The 17844-nt window shown below is 63.3% G+C and carries 14 protein-coding genes and 1 pseudogene; 6 read left to right on the top strand and 9 right to left on the bottom strand.

Annotated elements, in window-relative coordinates; translation table 11 throughout:
• Positions 1 to 119 precede the first annotated feature (119 nt).
• Positions 120 to 209, top strand: a pseudogene (locus EN845_RS36160) (exonuclease); the annotation flags it as partial.
• A gap of 32 nt (positions 210 to 241) precedes the next feature.
• On the opposite strand, the gene EN845_RS25170 reads toward EN845_RS36160, so the two are convergent.
• The 4 genes from EN845_RS25170 to EN845_RS25155 form a co-directional block, all read right to left on the bottom strand.
• Complete coding sequence (locus EN845_RS25170) at positions 242 to 820, bottom strand: ABC-type transport auxiliary lipoprotein family protein (RefSeq protein ID WP_245511798.1); 579 nt, start codon at positions 818 to 820, stop codon at positions 242 to 244.
• A gap of 109 nt (positions 821 to 929) precedes the next feature.
• Positions 930 to 2303, bottom strand: coding sequence for an MlaD family protein (locus tag EN845_RS25165; RefSeq protein ID WP_127279083.1), 1374 nt, complete (start codon positions 2301 to 2303; stop codon positions 930 to 932).
• A 14-nt stretch (positions 2304 to 2317) separates the two neighbouring features.
• Complete coding sequence (locus tag EN845_RS25160) at positions 2318 to 3127, bottom strand: ABC transporter ATP-binding protein (protein ID WP_127872567.1); 810 nt, start codon at positions 3125 to 3127, stop codon at positions 2318 to 2320.
• A gap of 4 nt (positions 3128 to 3131) precedes the next feature.
• The gene (locus EN845_RS25155) at positions 3132 to 4319 is read right to left on the bottom strand and encodes an ABC transporter permease (protein ID WP_127872568.1); all 1188 of its coding nucleotides are present in this window, start codon (positions 4317 to 4319) and stop codon (positions 3132 to 3134) included.
• 77 nt (positions 4320 to 4396) lie between these two features.
• On the opposite strand from EN845_RS25155, the gene dgcA reads away from it, so the two are divergent.
• Entirely contained in the window at positions 4397 to 5380 is a 984-nt protein-coding gene (dgcA, locus tag EN845_RS25150) for an N-acetyl-D-Glu racemase DgcA (protein ID WP_127872569.1), read from the top strand.
• On the opposite strand, the gene EN845_RS25145 is transcribed toward dgcA, so the two are convergent.
• Both EN845_RS25145 and EN845_RS25140 read right to left on the bottom strand, forming a co-directional pair.
• On the bottom strand, positions 5351 to 6565 hold the full coding sequence (locus tag EN845_RS25145; RefSeq protein ID WP_127872570.1) for an MFS transporter: 1215 nt from the start codon (positions 6563 to 6565) through the stop codon (positions 5351 to 5353). The genes dgcA and EN845_RS25145 overlap by 30 nt on opposite strands.
• A 130-nt stretch (positions 6566 to 6695) precedes the next feature.
• On the bottom strand, positions 6696 to 7511 hold the full coding sequence (locus EN845_RS25140) for a UDP-2,3-diacylglucosamine diphosphatase (RefSeq protein ID WP_127872571.1): 816 nt from the start codon (positions 7509 to 7511) through the stop codon (positions 6696 to 6698).
• A 117-nt stretch (positions 7512 to 7628) separates the two neighbouring features.
• Here EN845_RS25140 and EN845_RS25135 point away from each other — a divergent pair, with 117 nt between their 5' ends.
• The 4 genes from EN845_RS25135 (at position 7629) to EN845_RS25120 (ending at position 13093) form a co-directional block, all read left to right on the top strand.
• Positions 7629 to 8408, top strand: coding sequence for an SDR family oxidoreductase (locus EN845_RS25135; protein ID WP_127872572.1), 780 nt, complete (start codon positions 7629 to 7631; stop codon positions 8406 to 8408).
• 175 nt (positions 8409 to 8583) lie between these two features.
• Positions 8584 to 10908, top strand: coding sequence for an NADP-dependent malic enzyme (locus tag EN845_RS25130; RefSeq protein ID WP_127872573.1), 2325 nt, complete (start codon positions 8584 to 8586; stop codon positions 10906 to 10908).
• A gap of 161 nt (positions 10909 to 11069) precedes the next feature.
• On the top strand, positions 11070 to 11747 hold the full coding sequence (locus EN845_RS25125; RefSeq protein WP_127280094.1) for an outer membrane protein: 678 nt from the start codon (positions 11070 to 11072) through the stop codon (positions 11745 to 11747).
• 143 nt (positions 11748 to 11890) lie between these two features.
• Positions 11891 to 13093: a DUF2865 domain-containing protein gene (locus EN845_RS25120; RefSeq protein ID WP_127872574.1), complete on the top strand. Its 1203-nt coding sequence runs from the start codon at positions 11891 to 11893 to the stop codon at positions 13091 to 13093.
• Here the strand turns inward: EN845_RS25120 and gltX are convergent.
• The 3 genes from gltX to EN845_RS25105 form a co-directional block, all read right to left on the bottom strand.
• A complete protein-coding gene (gltX, locus tag EN845_RS25115; RefSeq protein WP_127872575.1) occupies positions 13011 to 14384 on the bottom strand; it encodes a glutamate--tRNA ligase in 1374 nt (457 codons plus the stop codon). The genes EN845_RS25120 and gltX overlap by 83 nt on opposite strands.
• Positions 14385 to 14539: 155 nt before the next feature.
• Entirely contained in the window at positions 14540 to 15400 is an 861-nt protein-coding gene (locus EN845_RS25110; protein ID WP_245511797.1) for a hypothetical protein, read from the bottom strand.
• Between the two features lie 539 nt (positions 15401 to 15939).
• The gene (locus tag EN845_RS25105; RefSeq protein WP_127872577.1) at positions 15940 to 17745 is read right to left on the bottom strand and encodes an ABC transporter ATP-binding protein; all 1806 of its coding nucleotides are present in this window, start codon (positions 17743 to 17745) and stop codon (positions 15940 to 15942) included.
• Between the last annotated feature and the right edge of the window lie 99 nt (positions 17746 to 17844).

Here is a 17844-nt window from a genome sequence, read left to right as displayed (position 1 = left end):
GCTCACGAAGATCGTTTGAAAGCGCTCGCGTCATCAGATGCTGGCCTCCAATCCAGCCAGCATCTTGAATCACAAACCAGCTGCTTTGGGAATCCTACGATTCTCTCAAAACAGGAACCGCTCTAGACGATGCGCTGTCCGTCACCTACACCCTGCAGCACCTGATGAAGACTGGAAAGCTGCGGCCGGACGTCTTCGACCGTCCGTAGCCCGAAAGATGGAACTCCTGCGCGTCTGGCGCTCAGATCACCGAATCGGTCCAGCGGACGATCTGCTTGGCCGCATCGCCGAAGGCCGCGTCGAGCGCGCCGACATAGGCCGGATTGCCGCTGCCTGATACGGGTGCGGATGCGGTGAAGTTCTTGGAAGCCTTCACTTCGCCGTTGCGGTCGTTGAGCAGGCGCACGAACAGGTCGACCTCGGCATGTTCGCCGCCATTGACGCGGACCTCGAAGGACCGGACCTCGACGATCACCTGATAGTCGATCGCCAGCCCCTCGCCCGGCTTGCCGACGCCGGCAAAGCTGCCCGAGCGCTGGAACGTCTCGGCCAGCCGCGCCTGCACGATCAGCGGCAGGCGGTCGGCCCATTGCGCGCCCTTCAGATACTGGATCGAGCGGTCGGAGGGTTTGATGACGATGTTCTGGCTGTCCAGCGCCTTCAACGCCGAAGGCTGGGCGATCAGGATTTGCTTGCGGCTATGGCCATGCGCGTCGACCGATGGCGCCGACAGTTCGAACGTGTCGAGCGGTGCCGGCTTGCCGCCGAGAGCCGCGCAACCGGCAACCGCCAGGACAGCCAGCAGCGCAGCTGATTTCAACCCGCCTGTTCCAAGCCTACTCAACGCCACGCGTGATCCCCGCTGTCCCCGATCGTAAGATCAAACCCGCATTCACGAGCACTGTTCTTGCGGCGGGGCGGCGCCGAAGTCAACGCCGCGCCCTGCCGTCGAACTGACGAACCTCGCCCTCGCCACCCGAAAGGATGCGCTGCGGATTGCGGCTGAGATCCGTCACCGCCTCCTCGATGCGGTTGATCGAGCGGCGGCTGTCCTGCACCAGCGCCTCGACATTCTGCAGCCCCTGGCCCGAGAAGCGCGCCAGATTGTCGGTGATGACCCCAAGGCGGGCGTTCAGCGTATCGGCGACCTGCTTGAAGGATTTCAGCGTATCCCTTGCGTCGGCCATCACGCCGTCGGCCTGACCCGAGCCGAGCAGCTTGTCGACCTTGGCGAGGATGCCGTCGACCCGCACCGAGGCGTCGTTGAGCCGTTGCGCCAATTGCCTGGCGTCCTTGATTGTCTGGTCGATGTCGTCGGCCCGATTGGCGATCTTGCCGGTCACCTCAGCGATATCGGCAGCCGCCTTGTTGGCGTTGTCGCTGGCCTTCTGGATGTTGGCGAGCGCTTGGCGCACCTGCGCCGGGTCGATGCCGTCGAGTACGCCATCGACCTTGGCCAGCGTGCCTTGCGTCTGCTTGGCGAAGTCGTTGACCGATCCGACAGCCGTATCGACGTTCTTGATCACGCCATCCAGCTGCCGCGAGGTTTCCTTGAGGTTCCCCGTCACCGTGTCGACATTGGCAACGATGCTCTTGATCTTGTCTTTGTCGACGGCATTGAGCAGGCCCTCCGCTGCCTTCAACGTGCCGTCGAGCTTGCCTGAAACGCCTTTCAGCTCATCGGACAGCGCGCTGACGGCGGACAAGAACTTGTCGATGCCGTCGGAATTCCTGGCCAGTGCATCGGAAAACGTCCGTACGTTCTGCACGGTCTGCGTCAGCGGCCCGCGGACATCCTTGGTGAAGCCCTCCAGCTCCGTCAGCACCTTGTCGGCGCGGGTAAAGATGTTCTGCGCCGTCTGCAGCAGATTGGTCACGGCCGAAGGATTGGCGATGATCTCGGCGACCTTGCCCTCCTTTTCAGCCTGGTCGAGCAGCTTCACTTCCTTGGGGTCGGCGCCCTTGAGCTCGATATTGGCCTGCCCGGTAAGGCCGGCAAGGCCGATATCGGCCTGCGTCGACTTGGTGATCGGCGTCATCCGGTCGATCTCGGTGTCGGCGATGGCGACAGTCGGATTGTCGACGTCGATATAGACACGCTTGACGTCGCCAACCTTGACGCCGTTGAACAGCACGAAGCTGCCGCGGCCGAGACCAGAGGCCGAGCCCGGAATGCGCACCCGCAGCAGCGTCGTCTCGCCCCTGTCGCCGATCGCGGCCGTCCAATAGACGAAGCCGAAAGCCGCCAGGATCGCAACCAGCGTGAAAATGCCGACAATGACGTAGTTGGCTCTGGTTTCCATTGCTTCACTTATGGCTATGCACGAGCGGCAAGATCAAGTTGCCGTGCGCGTTTTCCGCGGAAATAGGATTTCACCCACGGTTCCTCGCTCTTCAGCATGTCGTCGATAGTGCCTTCGACCAGGACCTTCTTCTTGCCCAGCACCGCCACATGGTCGCAGGCTGTAAACAGCGTATCGAGGTCGTGGGTCACCATGTAGACGGTCAGATCCATGGTGTCGCGCAGCTTGACGACGAGTTCGTCGAACTCGGCCGCGCTGATCGGGTCGAGGCCCGACGTCGGCTCGTCGAGAAAGACGATGTCGGGGTCGAGCGCCAGCGCCCTGGCAAGCGCGGCGCGCTTGATCATGCCGCCGGAGAGTTCGGAGGGAAACTTCTGCGCCGCATCCGGCGGCAGCCCGACCAGCTCGATCTTGAGCAGTGCCAGCTCGTCCATCAGCTTCCTCGGCAGGTCGAGATATTCGCGCATCGGCACCTGCACGTTCTCCATCACGGTCAGCGCCGAAAACAGCGCACCATGCTGGAACAACACGCCAAGACGCATGTCGATGCGCAGCCGCTCGATGTCGCTTGCCTTGTCGACGTCGACGCCGAACAGTTTGATTGTTCCCGACTGCTTGGGCATCAAGCCCAGAATGGTGCGCAACAGCACGGACTTGCCGGCGCCCGAGGCCCCGACGAACCCCAGTATTTCGCCGCGCGTGATGTCGAGCGACAGCTTGTCGAGGATCAGTTTGTCGTCAATGGCAACGGTGACGTCGTGCACCGAAAGGACGATTTCGCTGTCGACCTCGTCCTTCACCTCGACCCCATTGCCCTTCGCCATCTTGTCAGAACTCGATCGCTGCGTAGAACATGGCGAAAAGCCCGTCGAGGATGATGACGACGAAGATCGACTTCACCACCGAAGCGGTCACGTGCTGGCCGAGCGATTCGGCGCTGCCGCCAACCTTCATGCCCTCGACGGAGGCGATCGTGCCGATGATCATGGCCATGAACGGCGCCTTGATCAGGCCGGCGAAAATCGTGCTGAGATCGATTGCGACACGCAACCGGTCGATGAAGGCAGCGGGCGGGATATCGGAGTAAAGCCAGGCGGCGACAATGCCGCCGCCAAGTGCGGCAAAATTCGCGATGATCGTCAGGCAGGGCAAGGCGATCACCAGGGCAACCAGCCGCGGAAAGACCAGGACGCCGATCGGATTGAGGCCGATGACCTTCAGCGCATCAACCTCCTCGCGCATCTTCATGGAGCCGATTTCGGCAGTGATCGCGCTGCCGGAGCGGCCGGCGATCATGATTGCCGTCATCAGCACGCCGAGTTCACGCAGGATCAGCACGCCGACGAGATCGACGACGAAGATGTCGGCGCCGAAATAACTGAGCTGATAGGCGCCCTGCTGGGCGACGATGGCCCCGACGATCGCCGACATCAGCACCACCACGGGGATAGCGCCGACGCCCATGCGATCGATCTGGTTGAAGATCGCTGCCGGGTTGACCGCATGGCCGCGGCCGAGCTTCATCTGCGCGCCGCGGATGGTGGCGCCCAATATGTTCATCGAGGCGAGGAAATCGTCGCGCATCTCGTAGACGCGCCGGCCAACCGCCTCCAGCGCCCGAATGACAATGTTGGGCGGCCGCGCCGGTCCGGATTCGGGCTCGCGCCGGACGGCTTCGCCGACTGCTTCGAGCAATATGGAAGCGACGTCACTTTGGCCTTGCAGCCGGACCTCGACATTCTTCTTCTCGAAGACGCTGACCAGCCGGTCGATCAGCCAGGCGCCGGCGGTATCGATCTTCTCGATTTTCGAAAGATCGAGCGCCAACGTCTTGAAACCGCTTCGCTTCTCGATCTTGCGCATCTCGGCGTCGATCAGCGCCACGGTCCGTGTCGTCCAGACTCCGGAAAACGCGCAGCCGAGGACGCCACCCTCCTCGCCGACCGCCACGCGCGGGTCGTGATCAGCCCCCGAGGCGGTCGTGCCGCTTGCGTCGCGTTTACCGATGGTCAACATGGTGTCCTGTTTAGCCTGATGGGTCCGACCTTGTCGATTTGCCGACAACCCTTCTCGCATAGCCGGAGCAGAAAAATATGGCGCGTGTCATTTCGGTCGAGGCCGAGCGTTTTCCGATCGCCGGGACCTTCACCATTTCGCGCGGCTCCAAGACCGAGGCCGAGGTCATTACCTGCACGATCAGCCAGGGTGGCCATAGCGGGCGTGGCGAATGCGTTCCCTACAGGCGCTATGGCGAGACCATGGCTGGTGTCCATGACGCGATCCAGGCGATGAGTGACCGGATCGCCGGCGGGATGGACCGCATCGCCCTGCTCGACGCAATGCCTGCCGGGGCGGCGCGCAACGCTGTAGACTGTGCCCTTTGGGATCTTGAAGCCAAGATCAGCGGCAATCCGGTGGCGAACGCAATCTGGCCGGACCCGTTGCATCGGCTCGAAACCGCTTACACGCTGTCGCTCGGAGAACCCGAGGCGATGGCGGCGCAGGCCCGCGCCAACGCCGGCCGGCCGCTGCTCAAGGTCAAGATCGGCGGCGACAACGACATCGCCCGCATCCGGGCGGTGAGACAGGCCGCGCCCGAGAGCCGGTTGATCCTCGATGCCAATGAAGGCTGGACCGACGACAACATCGTCGCGAACCTCGCCTTTGCCGCCGAGCAGGGCATCGCCCTGATCGAGCAGCCGCTGCCGGCGGGCCGTGACGGCATCCTGCGCCACATAGCGCACCCGGTCCCGATCTGCGCAGACGAGAGCGTTCATGAAGCAGGAAACCTCGAATCCCTTGTCGGACTCTACGATGCCGTCAACATCAAGCTCGACAAGTCCGGCGGGCTGACGGCGGCGCTAACCTTGCGCGACCGCGCTCGCGAACTGGGTTTCGGCGTCATGGTCGGCTGCATGGTCGGCACCTCGCTGGCAATGGCGCCGGCCGTTCTGCTCGCGCAAGGAGCCGATTTCGTCGATCTCGACGGCCCGCTGCTGCTTGCCCGGGATCGTGTGCCGGGTCTTGTCTACCAGGGATCGCTCGTCTCACCCCCGGACCGGGCGCTGTGGGGCTGAGCGCGCCGCAAGTCCGATCAGCACGAGGCCAATGATCGCGATCGGGATCATCGCCAGGAAGCCATCGACGCCGAGGCGGTCATAGAGCGGACCGGAGGCAAGCGTGACGGCGGCCATGAAGAAGCCATTGAAGAAATAGGCGATGCCTTGCGCGGCGCCCGTGCGTTCTTCTGAGACGGTTTCGGCGATCATCTTCTGCAGGCCGATCAGCACCATTGCGACAGACACCGAATGCAGCGACTGCACTGCGAAAAAGCCGCCGACGCCAAGGCCGAGCGGCCACACCAGCGGAAAGGCGATCCAACGCACGATCGAGCCGATGCCGGCAATGAGCATAACCCGGACGACGGGTACGGAGGCGAATATTCGATTGAAAAACAGGAACATGCAGACCTCGGACACCACCCCCCATGCCCATAGCAGGCCGACGACGGAATCGCTGATGCCGATCGATTTCCAATAGATCGAGACGAAGCCATAAAGGAAGGCGTGGCTGGCTGTGATGATGCCGACACCAAGCGTGAAATAGAGGAAATAGGCATTGAACAGGCCCGGCGCCGCCTGCTGGATTTCCGTCGCCGACAGCGGCGAGGCCTTGCGCGGCTTCCCCAGGCGCGGCGCCATCAGGCCTGCGGCGAGTGCCGCGCCAAGGGCAAGGAATATGATCACCGGAACGGCCCGGGGACCAGTAGCCGCCAGAATGAAGCCGCCCGCGACATTGGCCAGGAGATAGCAGATCGATCCCCATTTGCGCATGCCCGCATAGTTGGACCCGAAGCGGCGCACGCCCGAAAGCGCCAGTGAATCGGCGATCGGCGAATGCGGCGTCCAGACAATGGTCAGCAGCAACGACACCGCCAGCACCGTCGCGTAGGTCGGCGTCAGGAAATACCCCGCGGACAACAGCAGCGAGGCCGCGACGAGCACGACATAGACATCGGCGCGGTCCCTGGCTCGATCGGCAAGCGTCGTCAGCAGCGGTGTCGTCACCACGCGCAGGAACATGGGCGCCGCAAGGATGACGGCGATCTGTTCGGCGTGAAACCCATTGGCCTGCAGCCAAAGCGGGAAATAGGGCAAATGGGTGCCAAGCGATATGAACAACGTGCCGAAGATCAAGCTCATGCGCAGCTCAAAACGGCTCGGCTTCACGAGTTGTTCGGGCGAAAGCGGCGGCAGCGGCATGAATCGATCCAATGACGCTGCGCTCAACGACCGGCGAGCAGCGCAAACCGATCCTTAACATGAGGAAAAACCGGACGAAACCGGCTGGACCAGTCGATTAACACCAGAAATTACAGGGCCGGCTTCCACCTCAGGCCGCATGCACCACCCTGTCCTCGATCAGCATCGGGATGAAGGGCTCGTCAGGCGCCTTGGGCAGCACATGCGCCCAGGTCAGGATCTCCATGCGGCCGTCGAAATGCTCGACCACGGCGGTGCAGCTCTCCACCCAGTCACCGGTGTTGATATATTGCACGTCGCCATAGCTTTCGATGGCGGCATGGTGGATGTGCCCGCAGATGACACCGTCGACATGCGAGCGTCGCGCTTCCTCGCAGAGCACCGTCTGGAACGAGCCGATGAAGTTCACGGCCTTCTTGACCTTGACCTTGGCCCAGGACGAAAACGACCAATAAGGCAGGCCGAGCAGTTGGCGCAGCCGCGTGATCACCCGGTTGACCTGCATGGCGGCGTCATAGGCATGGTCGCCGAGATAAGCGAGCCAACGCTGGTTGTGGACGACGGTATCGAATTGGTCGCCATGGATGACCAGCAGTCGCCGACCATCGGCGGTTTCGTGGATGGCGCGGTCGGCCACGACGATGCCGCCGAAATGCACGCCCTGGAACTGACGGGCGAATTCGTCGTGATTGCCGGCGATATAGGTGATCGAGGCGCCCTTGCGCGCCTTGCGCAGCAGTTTCTGCACGACGTCATTGTGGCTTTGCGGCCAGTGCCAGCTGCGCCTCAGGCGCCAGCCGTCGACGATATCGCCGACCAGATAGATGATGTCGGCATCGTGGTAGCGCAGGAAATCGATCAGGAAATCGGCCTTCGCCGCTTTCGAGCCCAAATGGACATCGGAAATGAACATGCTGCGGAAAGTGCGGGGCTCTTGGCCTGACATCGGATTCACCCTTGCTTTCGAGCAGCCTATGCCCCGATTCATGCAACAACCGTATGACGGTTGCGATTGGTCCAGCGCTGGCGCTAGCCTGCCGGGCAAATCAAAGGAGAAATCGTCATGGATCTTGGTATCCGCGGAAAGAGGGCCATCGTCTGCGCTTCGAGCAAGGGGCTCGGGCGTGGCTGCGCCATGGCGCTGGCCGAGGCAGGCTGCGACATCGTCGTCAATGGGCGCAATGCGGAGCTGGTCGCCAAAACCGCCGCGGAGCTGCGCCAACGCCATGGCGTGACGGTGACGGAAGTCGTCGGCGACGTTTCGAAGCCGGAGGTACAAAAGGCGTTGCTCGCCGCCTGTCCGGAACCCGACATCCTCGTCAACAACAATGGCGGGCCGCCGCTCCGCGATTTCCGCGAGCTCGATCGTGGAAAAATCCTCGAAGGCGTTACCCAGAACATGGTGACACCGATCGAACTGGTGCAGGCGGTCATCGACGGCATGGCGGCGCGCGGCTTCGGGCGCATCGTCAACATCACCTCGCTGTCGGTCTACGTCCCGATCCCCGGCCTTGACCTCTCATCGGGTGCGCGCGCCGGCCTGACGTCGTTCCTTGCCGGCGTGGCGCGCACGGTGATCGAGCGCAACGTGACCATCAACAGCCTGCTGCCGGGCAAGCTCGACACCGACCGGCTGCGCGGCCCGCATGAGGCCGGCACGTCGGAGGACCCCAAGGCGGCCACGGCGCGCAAGACCCGCATCAGCGCCGACGTACCGGCCAAGCGGCTTGGCACGCCGGAGGAGTTCGGCCAGATCTGCGCCTTCCTGTGCTCTGTCCATGCCGGCTATCTGACCGGGCAGAATATACCCGTCGACGGAGGCCTCTACGTCAGTGCCTTTTGACCGGCGCGCCTGCGAAGCAACGCAATCTGACTTTTCATGAAACAGCCGTAACCATCTGGCAAATATCGCATTTTTATGCTCCGGCATTTAAAGCTGCCGGCGCGTCAATTAGCGTCGCGAAAAACCTTGGCCTCATGCTAAAAGGACTCCGAAGCAGGTTTCGAGGAGCGGCCGCATGGAAGGCGAGAACAAGAAAACGGCACGTTCGGACCTCGACGAAGCCGCCCTCTATTTTCACAAGCACCCGACGCCGGGAAAGCTCGAGATTCAGGCCACCAAGCCGCTCGGCAACCAGCGCGACCTGGCGCTCGCCTATTCGCCCGGCGTCGCTGCTCCTTGCCTGGAGATCCGCGACAACCCGGCGACCGCCGCCGACTACACGGCGCGCGCCAACCTGGTCGGCGTCGTGTCGAACGGCTCGGCCGTGCTCGGTCTCGGCAATATTGGGCCGCTTGCCTCCAAGCCGGTGATGGAGGGCAAGGCGGTCCTGTTCAAGAAGTTCGCCGGCATCGACGTCTTCGACATCGAGATCGACGCGCCTGAAATCGAGCGCATGGTGGAAACGGTCGCCGCGCTGGAGCCGACCTTTGGCGGCATCAACCTCGAGGACATCAAGGCGCCGGAGTGTTTTGAGGTCGAGGAACGCCTGAAGGCCCGCATGAGCATACCGGTGTTCCATGACGACCAGCACGGCACCGCCATCATCGTCGCCGCCGCCGTGCTCAATGGGCTGGAATTCGCCGGCAAGACCATTTCGGAGATCAAGGTCGTCACCTCCGGAGCAGGTGCCGCCGCCCTTGCCTGCCTCAATCTGCTCGTTTCGCTCGGCGTGCGCGTCGAGAACATCTGGGTCACCGACCGTTTCGGCGTCGCCTACAAGGGCCGTGTCGACGAGATGGACCGCTGGAAAGACCCTTATGTGAAGGAAACCGAGGCGCGCACGCTGGCCGACGTCCTCCCGGGCGCCGATGTGTTCTTGGGGCTATCCGCCGCCGGCGTGCTGAAGCCGGAGCTGCTGCAACACATGGCGCCGAAGCCGTTGATCCTGGCGCTGGCCAATCCCAATCCCGAGATCATGCCGGAAGTGGCGCGCGCGGCGCGTCCGGACGCCATGATCTGCACGGGCCGTTCCGATTTTCCCAATCAGGTCAACAACGTGCTTTGCTTCCCCTACATCTTCAGGGGTGCGCTCGACTGCGGCGCCAGCGCCATCAACGAGGAGATGAAGATGGCGGCGGTGCGGGCAATCGCCGCCCTTGCCCGCGAGGAACCTTCCGATGTCGCCGCGCGCGCCTACTCCGGCGAAACGCCGATCTTTGGCCCCGAATTCCTGATTCCCTCGCCCTTCGACCCGCGCCTCATCCTGCGCATCGCGCCGGCCGTCGCCAAGGCAGCCTGCGACACCGGTGTCGCGACGCGGCCGATCACCGACTTCGCCGCCTATATCGACAAGCTCAACCGCTTCGTCTTCCGCTCCGGCCTGGTGATGAAGCCGGTATTCTCCTCCGCCAAGGCTTCCAGCGCCAAACGCGTCATCTACGCCGACGGCGAGGACGAGCGTGTCCTGCGTGCCGCCCAGGTTGTGCTCGAGGAAGGCATCGCCGAACCGATCCTGATCGGCCGCCCGCATGTCATCGAGGTCAGGCTGAAGCGTTACGGCCTGCGCATCAAGCCCGGTGTCGATTTCGGCCTGATCAACCCGGAGGACGATCCGCGCTACCGCCACTATGTCGACCTCCTGATCGAACTCGCCGGCCGCCGTGGCGTGACGACGGAGGCCGCGCGCACCATGGTGCGCACCGACAACACGGTGATCGCGGCGCTGGCGCTCAAGCGCGGCGACGCCGACGCCATGATCTGCGGCCTCGAAGGCCGTTTCGAGCGGCATCTGCGCAATGTGACGCTGATCATTGGGCCGCGCACCGGCATCAAGGACCGGGACCTGTCGACCCTTTCCATGCTGATCTCGCAGCGCGGCATCATCTTCCTCACCGACACTCACGTCTCCGTCGACCCCACGGCCGACGAAATCGCCGAGATGACCGTGCTGGCGGCCGAGGAAATCCAGCGCTTCGGCATCGAGCCGAAGGCGGCGCTGCTGTCGCATTCGGATTTCGGCTCGCGCGATTCGCCGAGCGCCCTGAAGATGCGTCAGGCCGCGGCCATTCTGGCGCGCATCGCACCGGAACTGCAGTGCGATGGCGAAATGCACGCCGATTCCGCTTTGTCGGAGCATCTGCGCCAGCGCGTCTATCCGCATTCACGCCTGAAGGGCGAAGCCAATCTCCTGGTGTTCCCGAACCTCGATTCGGCCAACATCACGCTAACGGCACTGCGCGCCATGATGGATGCCCTGCATGTCGGCCCCATCCTTCTCGGCACCGACAAGCCGGCGCACATATTGACGCCCTCGGTGACCTCGCGCGGCGTCGTCAACATGACCGCACTGGCGGTGGTCGAAGCGGCGCACAAGGCGCAAGCGATCGCCAATCTGGACTGAACTGGCTCTCGCGACCCGATTGATCCAGCCCCGCGTTGGGCGGATCAAGTGTTGCGAGCCCACAACTCTTGATCGAGAAATCCCGCATTGAACGAATGCGGATTTCACGGCACGGATCAATTTGATATGGTCAGGCCGTCTGACTAGGCCGTGAGAATGTCATGAGAGCCCTGTTGCTCGCTTCGGCAATGCTGATTGTGACTGGCGCAGAGGCGTTCGCCGCCGACGCCATCGGGTCCGAGCCGACCGTGCATGACTGGTCCGGCGTCTATGTCGGCGGGCATCTCGGCTATGGTTTTGGCAGCACCGACGCGACCTACAACCTGCCAAACACGCCAACGATCCGGGGCACGCAGGATTATGACACCGACGGCTTTCTGGGCGGTGTCCAGATCGGCTACAATTACCAGGTCAATTCCGCGGTTCTTGGAATCGAGGCCGATATTTCGGGCGCCGATATCAAGGGACATTCCGACGAGATCAATGTCGGCGGAGGTGATGTCTACGACACCAAGGTGGATTGGTTCGGAACGATCCGCGCCAGGGCGGGCTATGCTTTCGACAGCACCCTTGTCTACGGGACTGGCGGCCTTGCTTTCGGAGGCGTCGAAAACCAATATCTCGACGGACCCGCCAACAGCTATTCCGAAAAGAACACCAAGGTTGGCTGGACGATTGGCGCAGGGCTGGAGCAGGCAATCACCGATCATTGGTCGGCAAATGCCGAATATCGATATGTCGACCTGCGGGACCAGACGATCAACTACGCGCCCAACTCCAATACGACCTTCGACAATACGTTCAGTACCGTCAGGATCGGGATGAACTACAAGTTCTGACGGCCGGCCATGCCCATTGCCGCGGCTGACGGGCACCATCGAATGCGCGCCGCTTTTCAGCCGACACAAGATGACTTCCGAAATGGACGATTAACCGCGAACGGCGTAGCCTTGGCCATTACTGGCAAGCGGGATCGAGGCGGATGGCAAGCGGAGGTTTGAAGCAGGCGCATGCTGCCGTGCTGCTCGGCCTCCTGCTGTCCGGCGCGGCGGTCAGCGAGCCGCAGGCCGCTTCGCGGGTCTGCCGTCAACTGGAGGCTGACCTCGCCGCGACCTCACGCGGCGGTGGCGGAGGCCCGGCATTGGTGCGGAAATACGACGCCGCGATCGAAAGGCAGCGCGACCAGATCTCGAAGGCTCGCGGTCAGGCGAGCAGCGCCGGTTGCGGGTTCTCGCTGTTTTCACGCAACATCAACCAGTGTGCCGGGCTGAACGCCACCATCGAGCGCATGAACGCCAATCTCGACAGTCTACAGGCCAAGCGTGCCCAGCTCGCCGGCGGCGGCTCACGCCGCGACCGCGGCCGCATCCTGGCGGCGCTCGATGCCAATGACTGCCGTGACGATGCGGTGGGGCCTCGTCGCGCGCCTGCGCAGGAAGCCAATCGTGAAGATGGGGACAATGCCAACCTCTTCGACCAGCTTTTCGGCGCCGACAACCGGCGGATCGATACCTTGGACCAGCCTGACGATTCGGGCGAAGAAAGCGATGTCAGCCGCGTCCTGAACCAGCCCGGCATTCCGGACGTTGCGGGCAGCGGCGGCGAATTCCACACCAGTTGCGTGCGCACTTGCGACGGCTATTTCTTCCCCATGTCGAACGCCGCCTCGGCCGGCGATTTCGAGCGCGACCAGAAGAATTGCGAATCGGCCTGCCCCGGTACCGAGATGCAGGTCTTCTATTCGCGCGGCATGGACAACGATTCGGCATCGATGACGTCATCGGTCACCGGCAGGCCCTACGGCGAGTTGCCGACCGCCTATCTCTACAAACAGCCCAACATGTCGCGGCCACCCGCTTGCGGCTGCAATGCCGCGCAGAATTTCCAGATCATTGGCGGCAACTCGCCAAGCCAGCAACAATCACAGCCCGAACCGGACGCGGCGCCGTCTGTTCCGGTACCGGCCTCGAAGCCCGATCCGGGTGCCGACCCCGAGACCCTGGCCAACATGCAAGGCGGGCTCGACCGTGAAGCCATCAAACGTCTTTCGGCCAGGCCGGTGACATCGCCCGTTTCGGCCCTGCCCCCGGAACAGCGCAAGGTCAGGGTCGTCGGGCCAACGTTCCTTCCCGACCCATCAGCGGCAATAGATCTGCAAGCTCCGGCCCCGAAGACCGTCCAGTAAGGGCAAGCCTGAGCGGCATGAACAGCGCCTTGCCCTTGCGGCCGGTCGCTTCCCTGATCTTGCCGGTCCAATCCTTCCAGACCGTCCCGTTCCACGGCTCCTCAGGCAGGAGATCGAGTGCCTGGTGGAGAAAATCGCGGTCGTCATCGGAAAATTCGGGCATCTCCTGCGGCCCTTCGCGCAGGACACGCCACCAGGCAATCGCATCAGCCAGCCGGTCGAGATTGCCGCGCACCGCCAGCCAGAACGGCTCGGCGTGTTCGCCGGAAATACCCAGCACCATCAACCGGTCCCGCGCCTCGGCGAACGGCATACGGTGCAACAGCACCCGGTTGAGCACGAACAGCTCGGCCGGGTCGAACTTGGACGACGATTTCGAGGTCGCGGCCGGGTCGAAATGGCCGGCGAGTTCGGCCAGGTCATGCGCGGCCGCGACATTCTCCGATGTGCCGACCAGCACGGCCAGCGAAGCGACGGCCATCGGCTCGATGCCGTCCTCGCGCAGGCTCTCGATGGAAAGCGCGCCGGTGCGCTTCGAGAGTCCCTCGCCCGAGACGGTGGTCAGGAGATTGTGGTGGCCGAAAACGGGCGGCTCGGCGCCCAGCGCCTTGAACAGGGCGATCTGCACGCCGGTGTTCGTGACATGATCGTCGCCGCGGATGACGTGGCTGATGCCCATCTCGATATCGTCGACGACGGAGGGCAGCGTGTAGAGATAGGTGCCGTCCTCGCGCACCAGCACCGGATCGGACAGCGAAGCCAGATCCACCGTCTCGTCGCCACGCACCAGATCGTTCCAGTGGATCTCGGTGCGCTCCGGCTGCAGCGGATCGCTGGAGAAATTGGGCAGCAGGAAACGCCAGTGAGGCCGGCGCCCGTCGGCCTGATATTCGGCCACCTGCTCCGTCGTCAACGCCAACGCCTCGCGGCCATAGACTGGCGGCAAGCCTCGCGTGCGGCGCACCTTGCGCCTGAGGTCGAGTTCTTCCGGCGTTTCGTAGCAGGCGTAAAGGACACCCGCAGCCTTCAGCCGCTCGACCGCCGCGTCATAGATTTCGAAGCGTCGCGACTGATACTCGGTGGCATCCGGGAAAATGCCCAGCCAGTGCAGGTCGTAAAGGATGGCGTCGGCGAATTCCTGCTTCGAGCGGGCGACGTCGGTGTCGTCGAAGCGCTGGATGAAACGGCCCTTGTTGTTGAGGGCAAACAACCAGTTGAACAGAGCGGTGCGCGCATTGCCGATATGGATGCGGCCGGTCGGTGACGGGGCGAAACGAACGGTAACTGTCATGAGCGGGGCGTACCGGATGCCTTTGTGATTGACAAGATGCGCCCCCGCGCCGTGCCGCAGACATAGAACATGGCGGCTGGAATGAAAAGACCGGGCCGGGCGTGCCTCAGGCCGCGCATGGCCGGCAGCGCCCCGAAGAGGTAAGTCGAAGGCGATCAGCGGCCGAAGTCGTCGGAACTGAGGCGGGTCCAGCGGTCGCCCATCAAGCCGCCGATAGCGATGTCGCCGGAGCGGACCGCCTCCGTGACCTCGGCGATTCGCGAGCGGACCATCGTCCCCCCGGCATAGCGGAAGATGAGATTCCTATAACCGAAGAGGTGGGAAATGAACGTGCCCTGGGTCTGCCCGCTGATGCCCACGCAGCCCATATCCCGCGCTGCGGCGACAAGGCCATCCAGCGTCGCGCCCCAGTGAGGTGCGGACGCCTGGATTTGCAACAGGTTCGCCATGTCGCCGGCTTGGCCGTAGAAGGCATAGCAGCCGACCATTCTGCCGGTCTCGTCGTAAGTCCCGCCAAAATGAAGCGGGCCGTCGGCCCGCTTCTCGGCCGCCAATGCGAGCAGCCGCGGCAGCTCGCCATCCCTCCAACTCGGCCGAAGAGCGTAATCCGACAGGAGGGCCGGCAGCCGCTCGGCAAATTGCGCGGCATTGATCGGCTCGGCATGGACCCGATGCGACGATGAAGGCTGGACGGGCGCTTCGAACCTTCGCTTCGTGAGAGCATCGAACGCCCTCGCGCAGGGTTCGAGTGCAAGGCGAGGCAGGCGTGGCCATTTACGGTGCAGTGCGGCGGCCGCCATCGCGGCTGGCCGGAAGATATAGGTCCATCCCAGACAATGGACCGGCAGGAGCTGGTATTTCATCGGACGCGCGAAGGCCAGGGATACCCGGTTGGCCGAATCCGTCAGTTGCAGATCGAATTCGCCCTGATGCAAGGCGCGCAGCAATTGCGGTCCGGCCGAGCCGTGATCGGCGCCAGGGTCGGCCATGAACGGACCGATGATCGCCGCATTCAATGCCGCTCCGTTGAGTTCGTAACGGGTTTTCAGAACGCCAAGGAACCCTCCCAGATCGCCCTGCGGATTGATCTGGACAAGGGCACTGCTCTCACCGGACTGGCCGGCAGGGTCAAGATAGATCTTTCTCATATACTCGGCCGTCTCCACGATCGCGCGATCGAGGAGGTGACGGCGACGCCGGCGAAACTGCGTCAGGAAGAGTGCGGCGACGCGTTCGAGATCTTCGGCGGCGAGCGGCCGAACCGAGCCGTGCTGAGATCCCAGCACCGATGGCGCAGCCACCTTTTCCACGCCAGTAGTTCCGGAAGCAAGATGCATTGCGAAGACCGTTTAGGTTGCTTGTGCACCATACAACAACCAAAAGTAGAGGCAACGAATCTCGGTCGGTAACGTAAACAGACACCGCGATCTCGATATATGAAAAAGGACTTCGCAGGCGGATTTGCTTAGCCAGCATATGCCGGGTGACAGGGGCTCGGACGTCTCGCACCGCGTGATGGAGATGGCCTCCAGCCTAAGCCGGAGGCCATCTCGGGTCAGACCATGAGGCCCTTGGTCAGTTCCAGCGCCTGGCGCTCGAACAGGCGGCGGTAGATGCCGCCCTTCAGGCGGATCAACTCGTCATGCGAGCCTTCCTCGACGATCTTGCCGCGATCGAACACCAGCAGCCTGTCGAGCGCCCTCACCGTCGAAAGCCGGTGCGCGATGACCAGCGTCGTGCGGCCGACCATCAGCCGTTCCATCGCCTGCTGGATCAGCACCTCCGATTCCGAATCGAGGCTCGATGTCGCCTCGTCCAGGATCAGGATGCGCGCATCGGCCAGGAAAGCGCGGGCGATCGCCACGCGCTGACGCTCGCCGCCCGACAGTTTCACGCCACGCTCGCCGACCAGCGTGCCATAGCCTTTCGGCAGGTTGGCGATGAAATCGTGCGCGCTCGCCAGTCTCGCGGCATGCTCGATCTCCTCTTGGCTGGCGCCTGGCCTGCTATAGGCGATGTTTTCGGCCAGCGAACGGTGGAACAGGATCGGTTCCTGCTGGACGATGGCGATCTGGCCGCGCAGCGACGCCTGGGCGACCTGCGAGATATCCTGGCCGTCGATCGCGATCGTTCCGGCGTTCACGTCATAAAGCCGCTGGATGAGCTTGACGAAGGTGGTCTTGCCCGAGCCCGAGTGACCGACGAGCCCGACACGTTCACCCGGTGCGATATCCACCGAAAAGTCGCGATAGAGCGGAGACCGGTGATTGCCGTAGTGAAAGGTGACGTTGTCGAAGGCGATGTGGCCTTGCGTGATGGCAATCGGTCCGGCGCCAGGCCGATCTTCAATGCCCAGCGGTTCGGACTGGAAATCGACCAGTTCCTCCATGTCGTTGATCGAACGCTGCAAATTGCGGATATGCGTGCCGATATCGCGCAAATAGCCTTGCAGCACGAAGAACGAGGTCAGCACAAAGGCGACATCGCCGGCGCTCGCCTGTCCCCACGACCACAGCATCAGCGCCAGGCCGATCACCGCGGCCCGCATGACCAGCAGCAGCGCCCCTTGCGTGGTGCCGTTAATGGTGCCGCGCACCCAAGTGCGCCGCGTGCGCGCACGCCATTTGGCAACCACCCTGGCGAGGCGGCGCTCCTCGCGCTCCTCGGCGCCAAAGCCCTTGACCACGGCGTTGCAGCTCACCGCGTCGGCCAGCGAGCCACCCAGCCGCGTATCCCAGGTGTTGGCAAGTCTTGCCGCCGGCGCCACATAGCCAAGCGAAAGCATCGCCGTCACCATGATGAACAGCACGGAGCCAGCCGCGACCACCGCGCCCATCAGCGGCCAGAACCAGCCGAGCAGCAGCGTCGAGCCTAGGAGCATGACGACGGACGGCAGCAGCGCGATCAGGATAGTGTCGTTGAGCAGGTCGAGCGCCCACATGCCCCGCGTCACCTTGCGCACGGTCGAGCCGGCAAACGAGTTGGCATGCCAGTCGGTGGAAAAGCGCTGGACGCGATGGAAAGCGTCCGCCGCGATGTCGGCCATCATCTTCAGAGTCAATTCGACGATCGCCATGAAGGCAAGGTTGCGCAGCACGACGCCGGTGAGCGCCAGCGCCATCAGAATCAGGAATGCCGTCATCGCGGCATTCCAGGCAATCGCGTCCGCGCCGGCGCTGCTGGCGACGGCATCGACCAGCCGGCCGGAATAGAGCGGTGTCAGCACGTCGGCCAGCGTCGACAGCAGGAAACCGCCCATGATCAGCGAAAGCCGCCAGGGCTGGCGCCGCCAATGGATGAGCGTGAACCCAAGAACACTGCGAAAGGCGCTGGCGCGCAAATCGATCTTAAAACGAGCCATGATGTCATTCGGGCGCAAACGAGCCCGATCCCAGTAAGGTCGAAAATTGATAAGCCGCGCCGGGCAATTGCCCATGAATGCGGAGGTTCGGCTATGGTT

It is taken from the genome of Mesorhizobium sp. M8A.F.Ca.ET.202.01.1.1, assembly GCF_004791595.1.
Taxonomy (GTDB): domain Bacteria; phylum Pseudomonadota; class Alphaproteobacteria; order Rhizobiales; family Rhizobiaceae; genus Mesorhizobium.
This window is presented reverse-complemented; position numbering and strand designations above follow the sequence as displayed.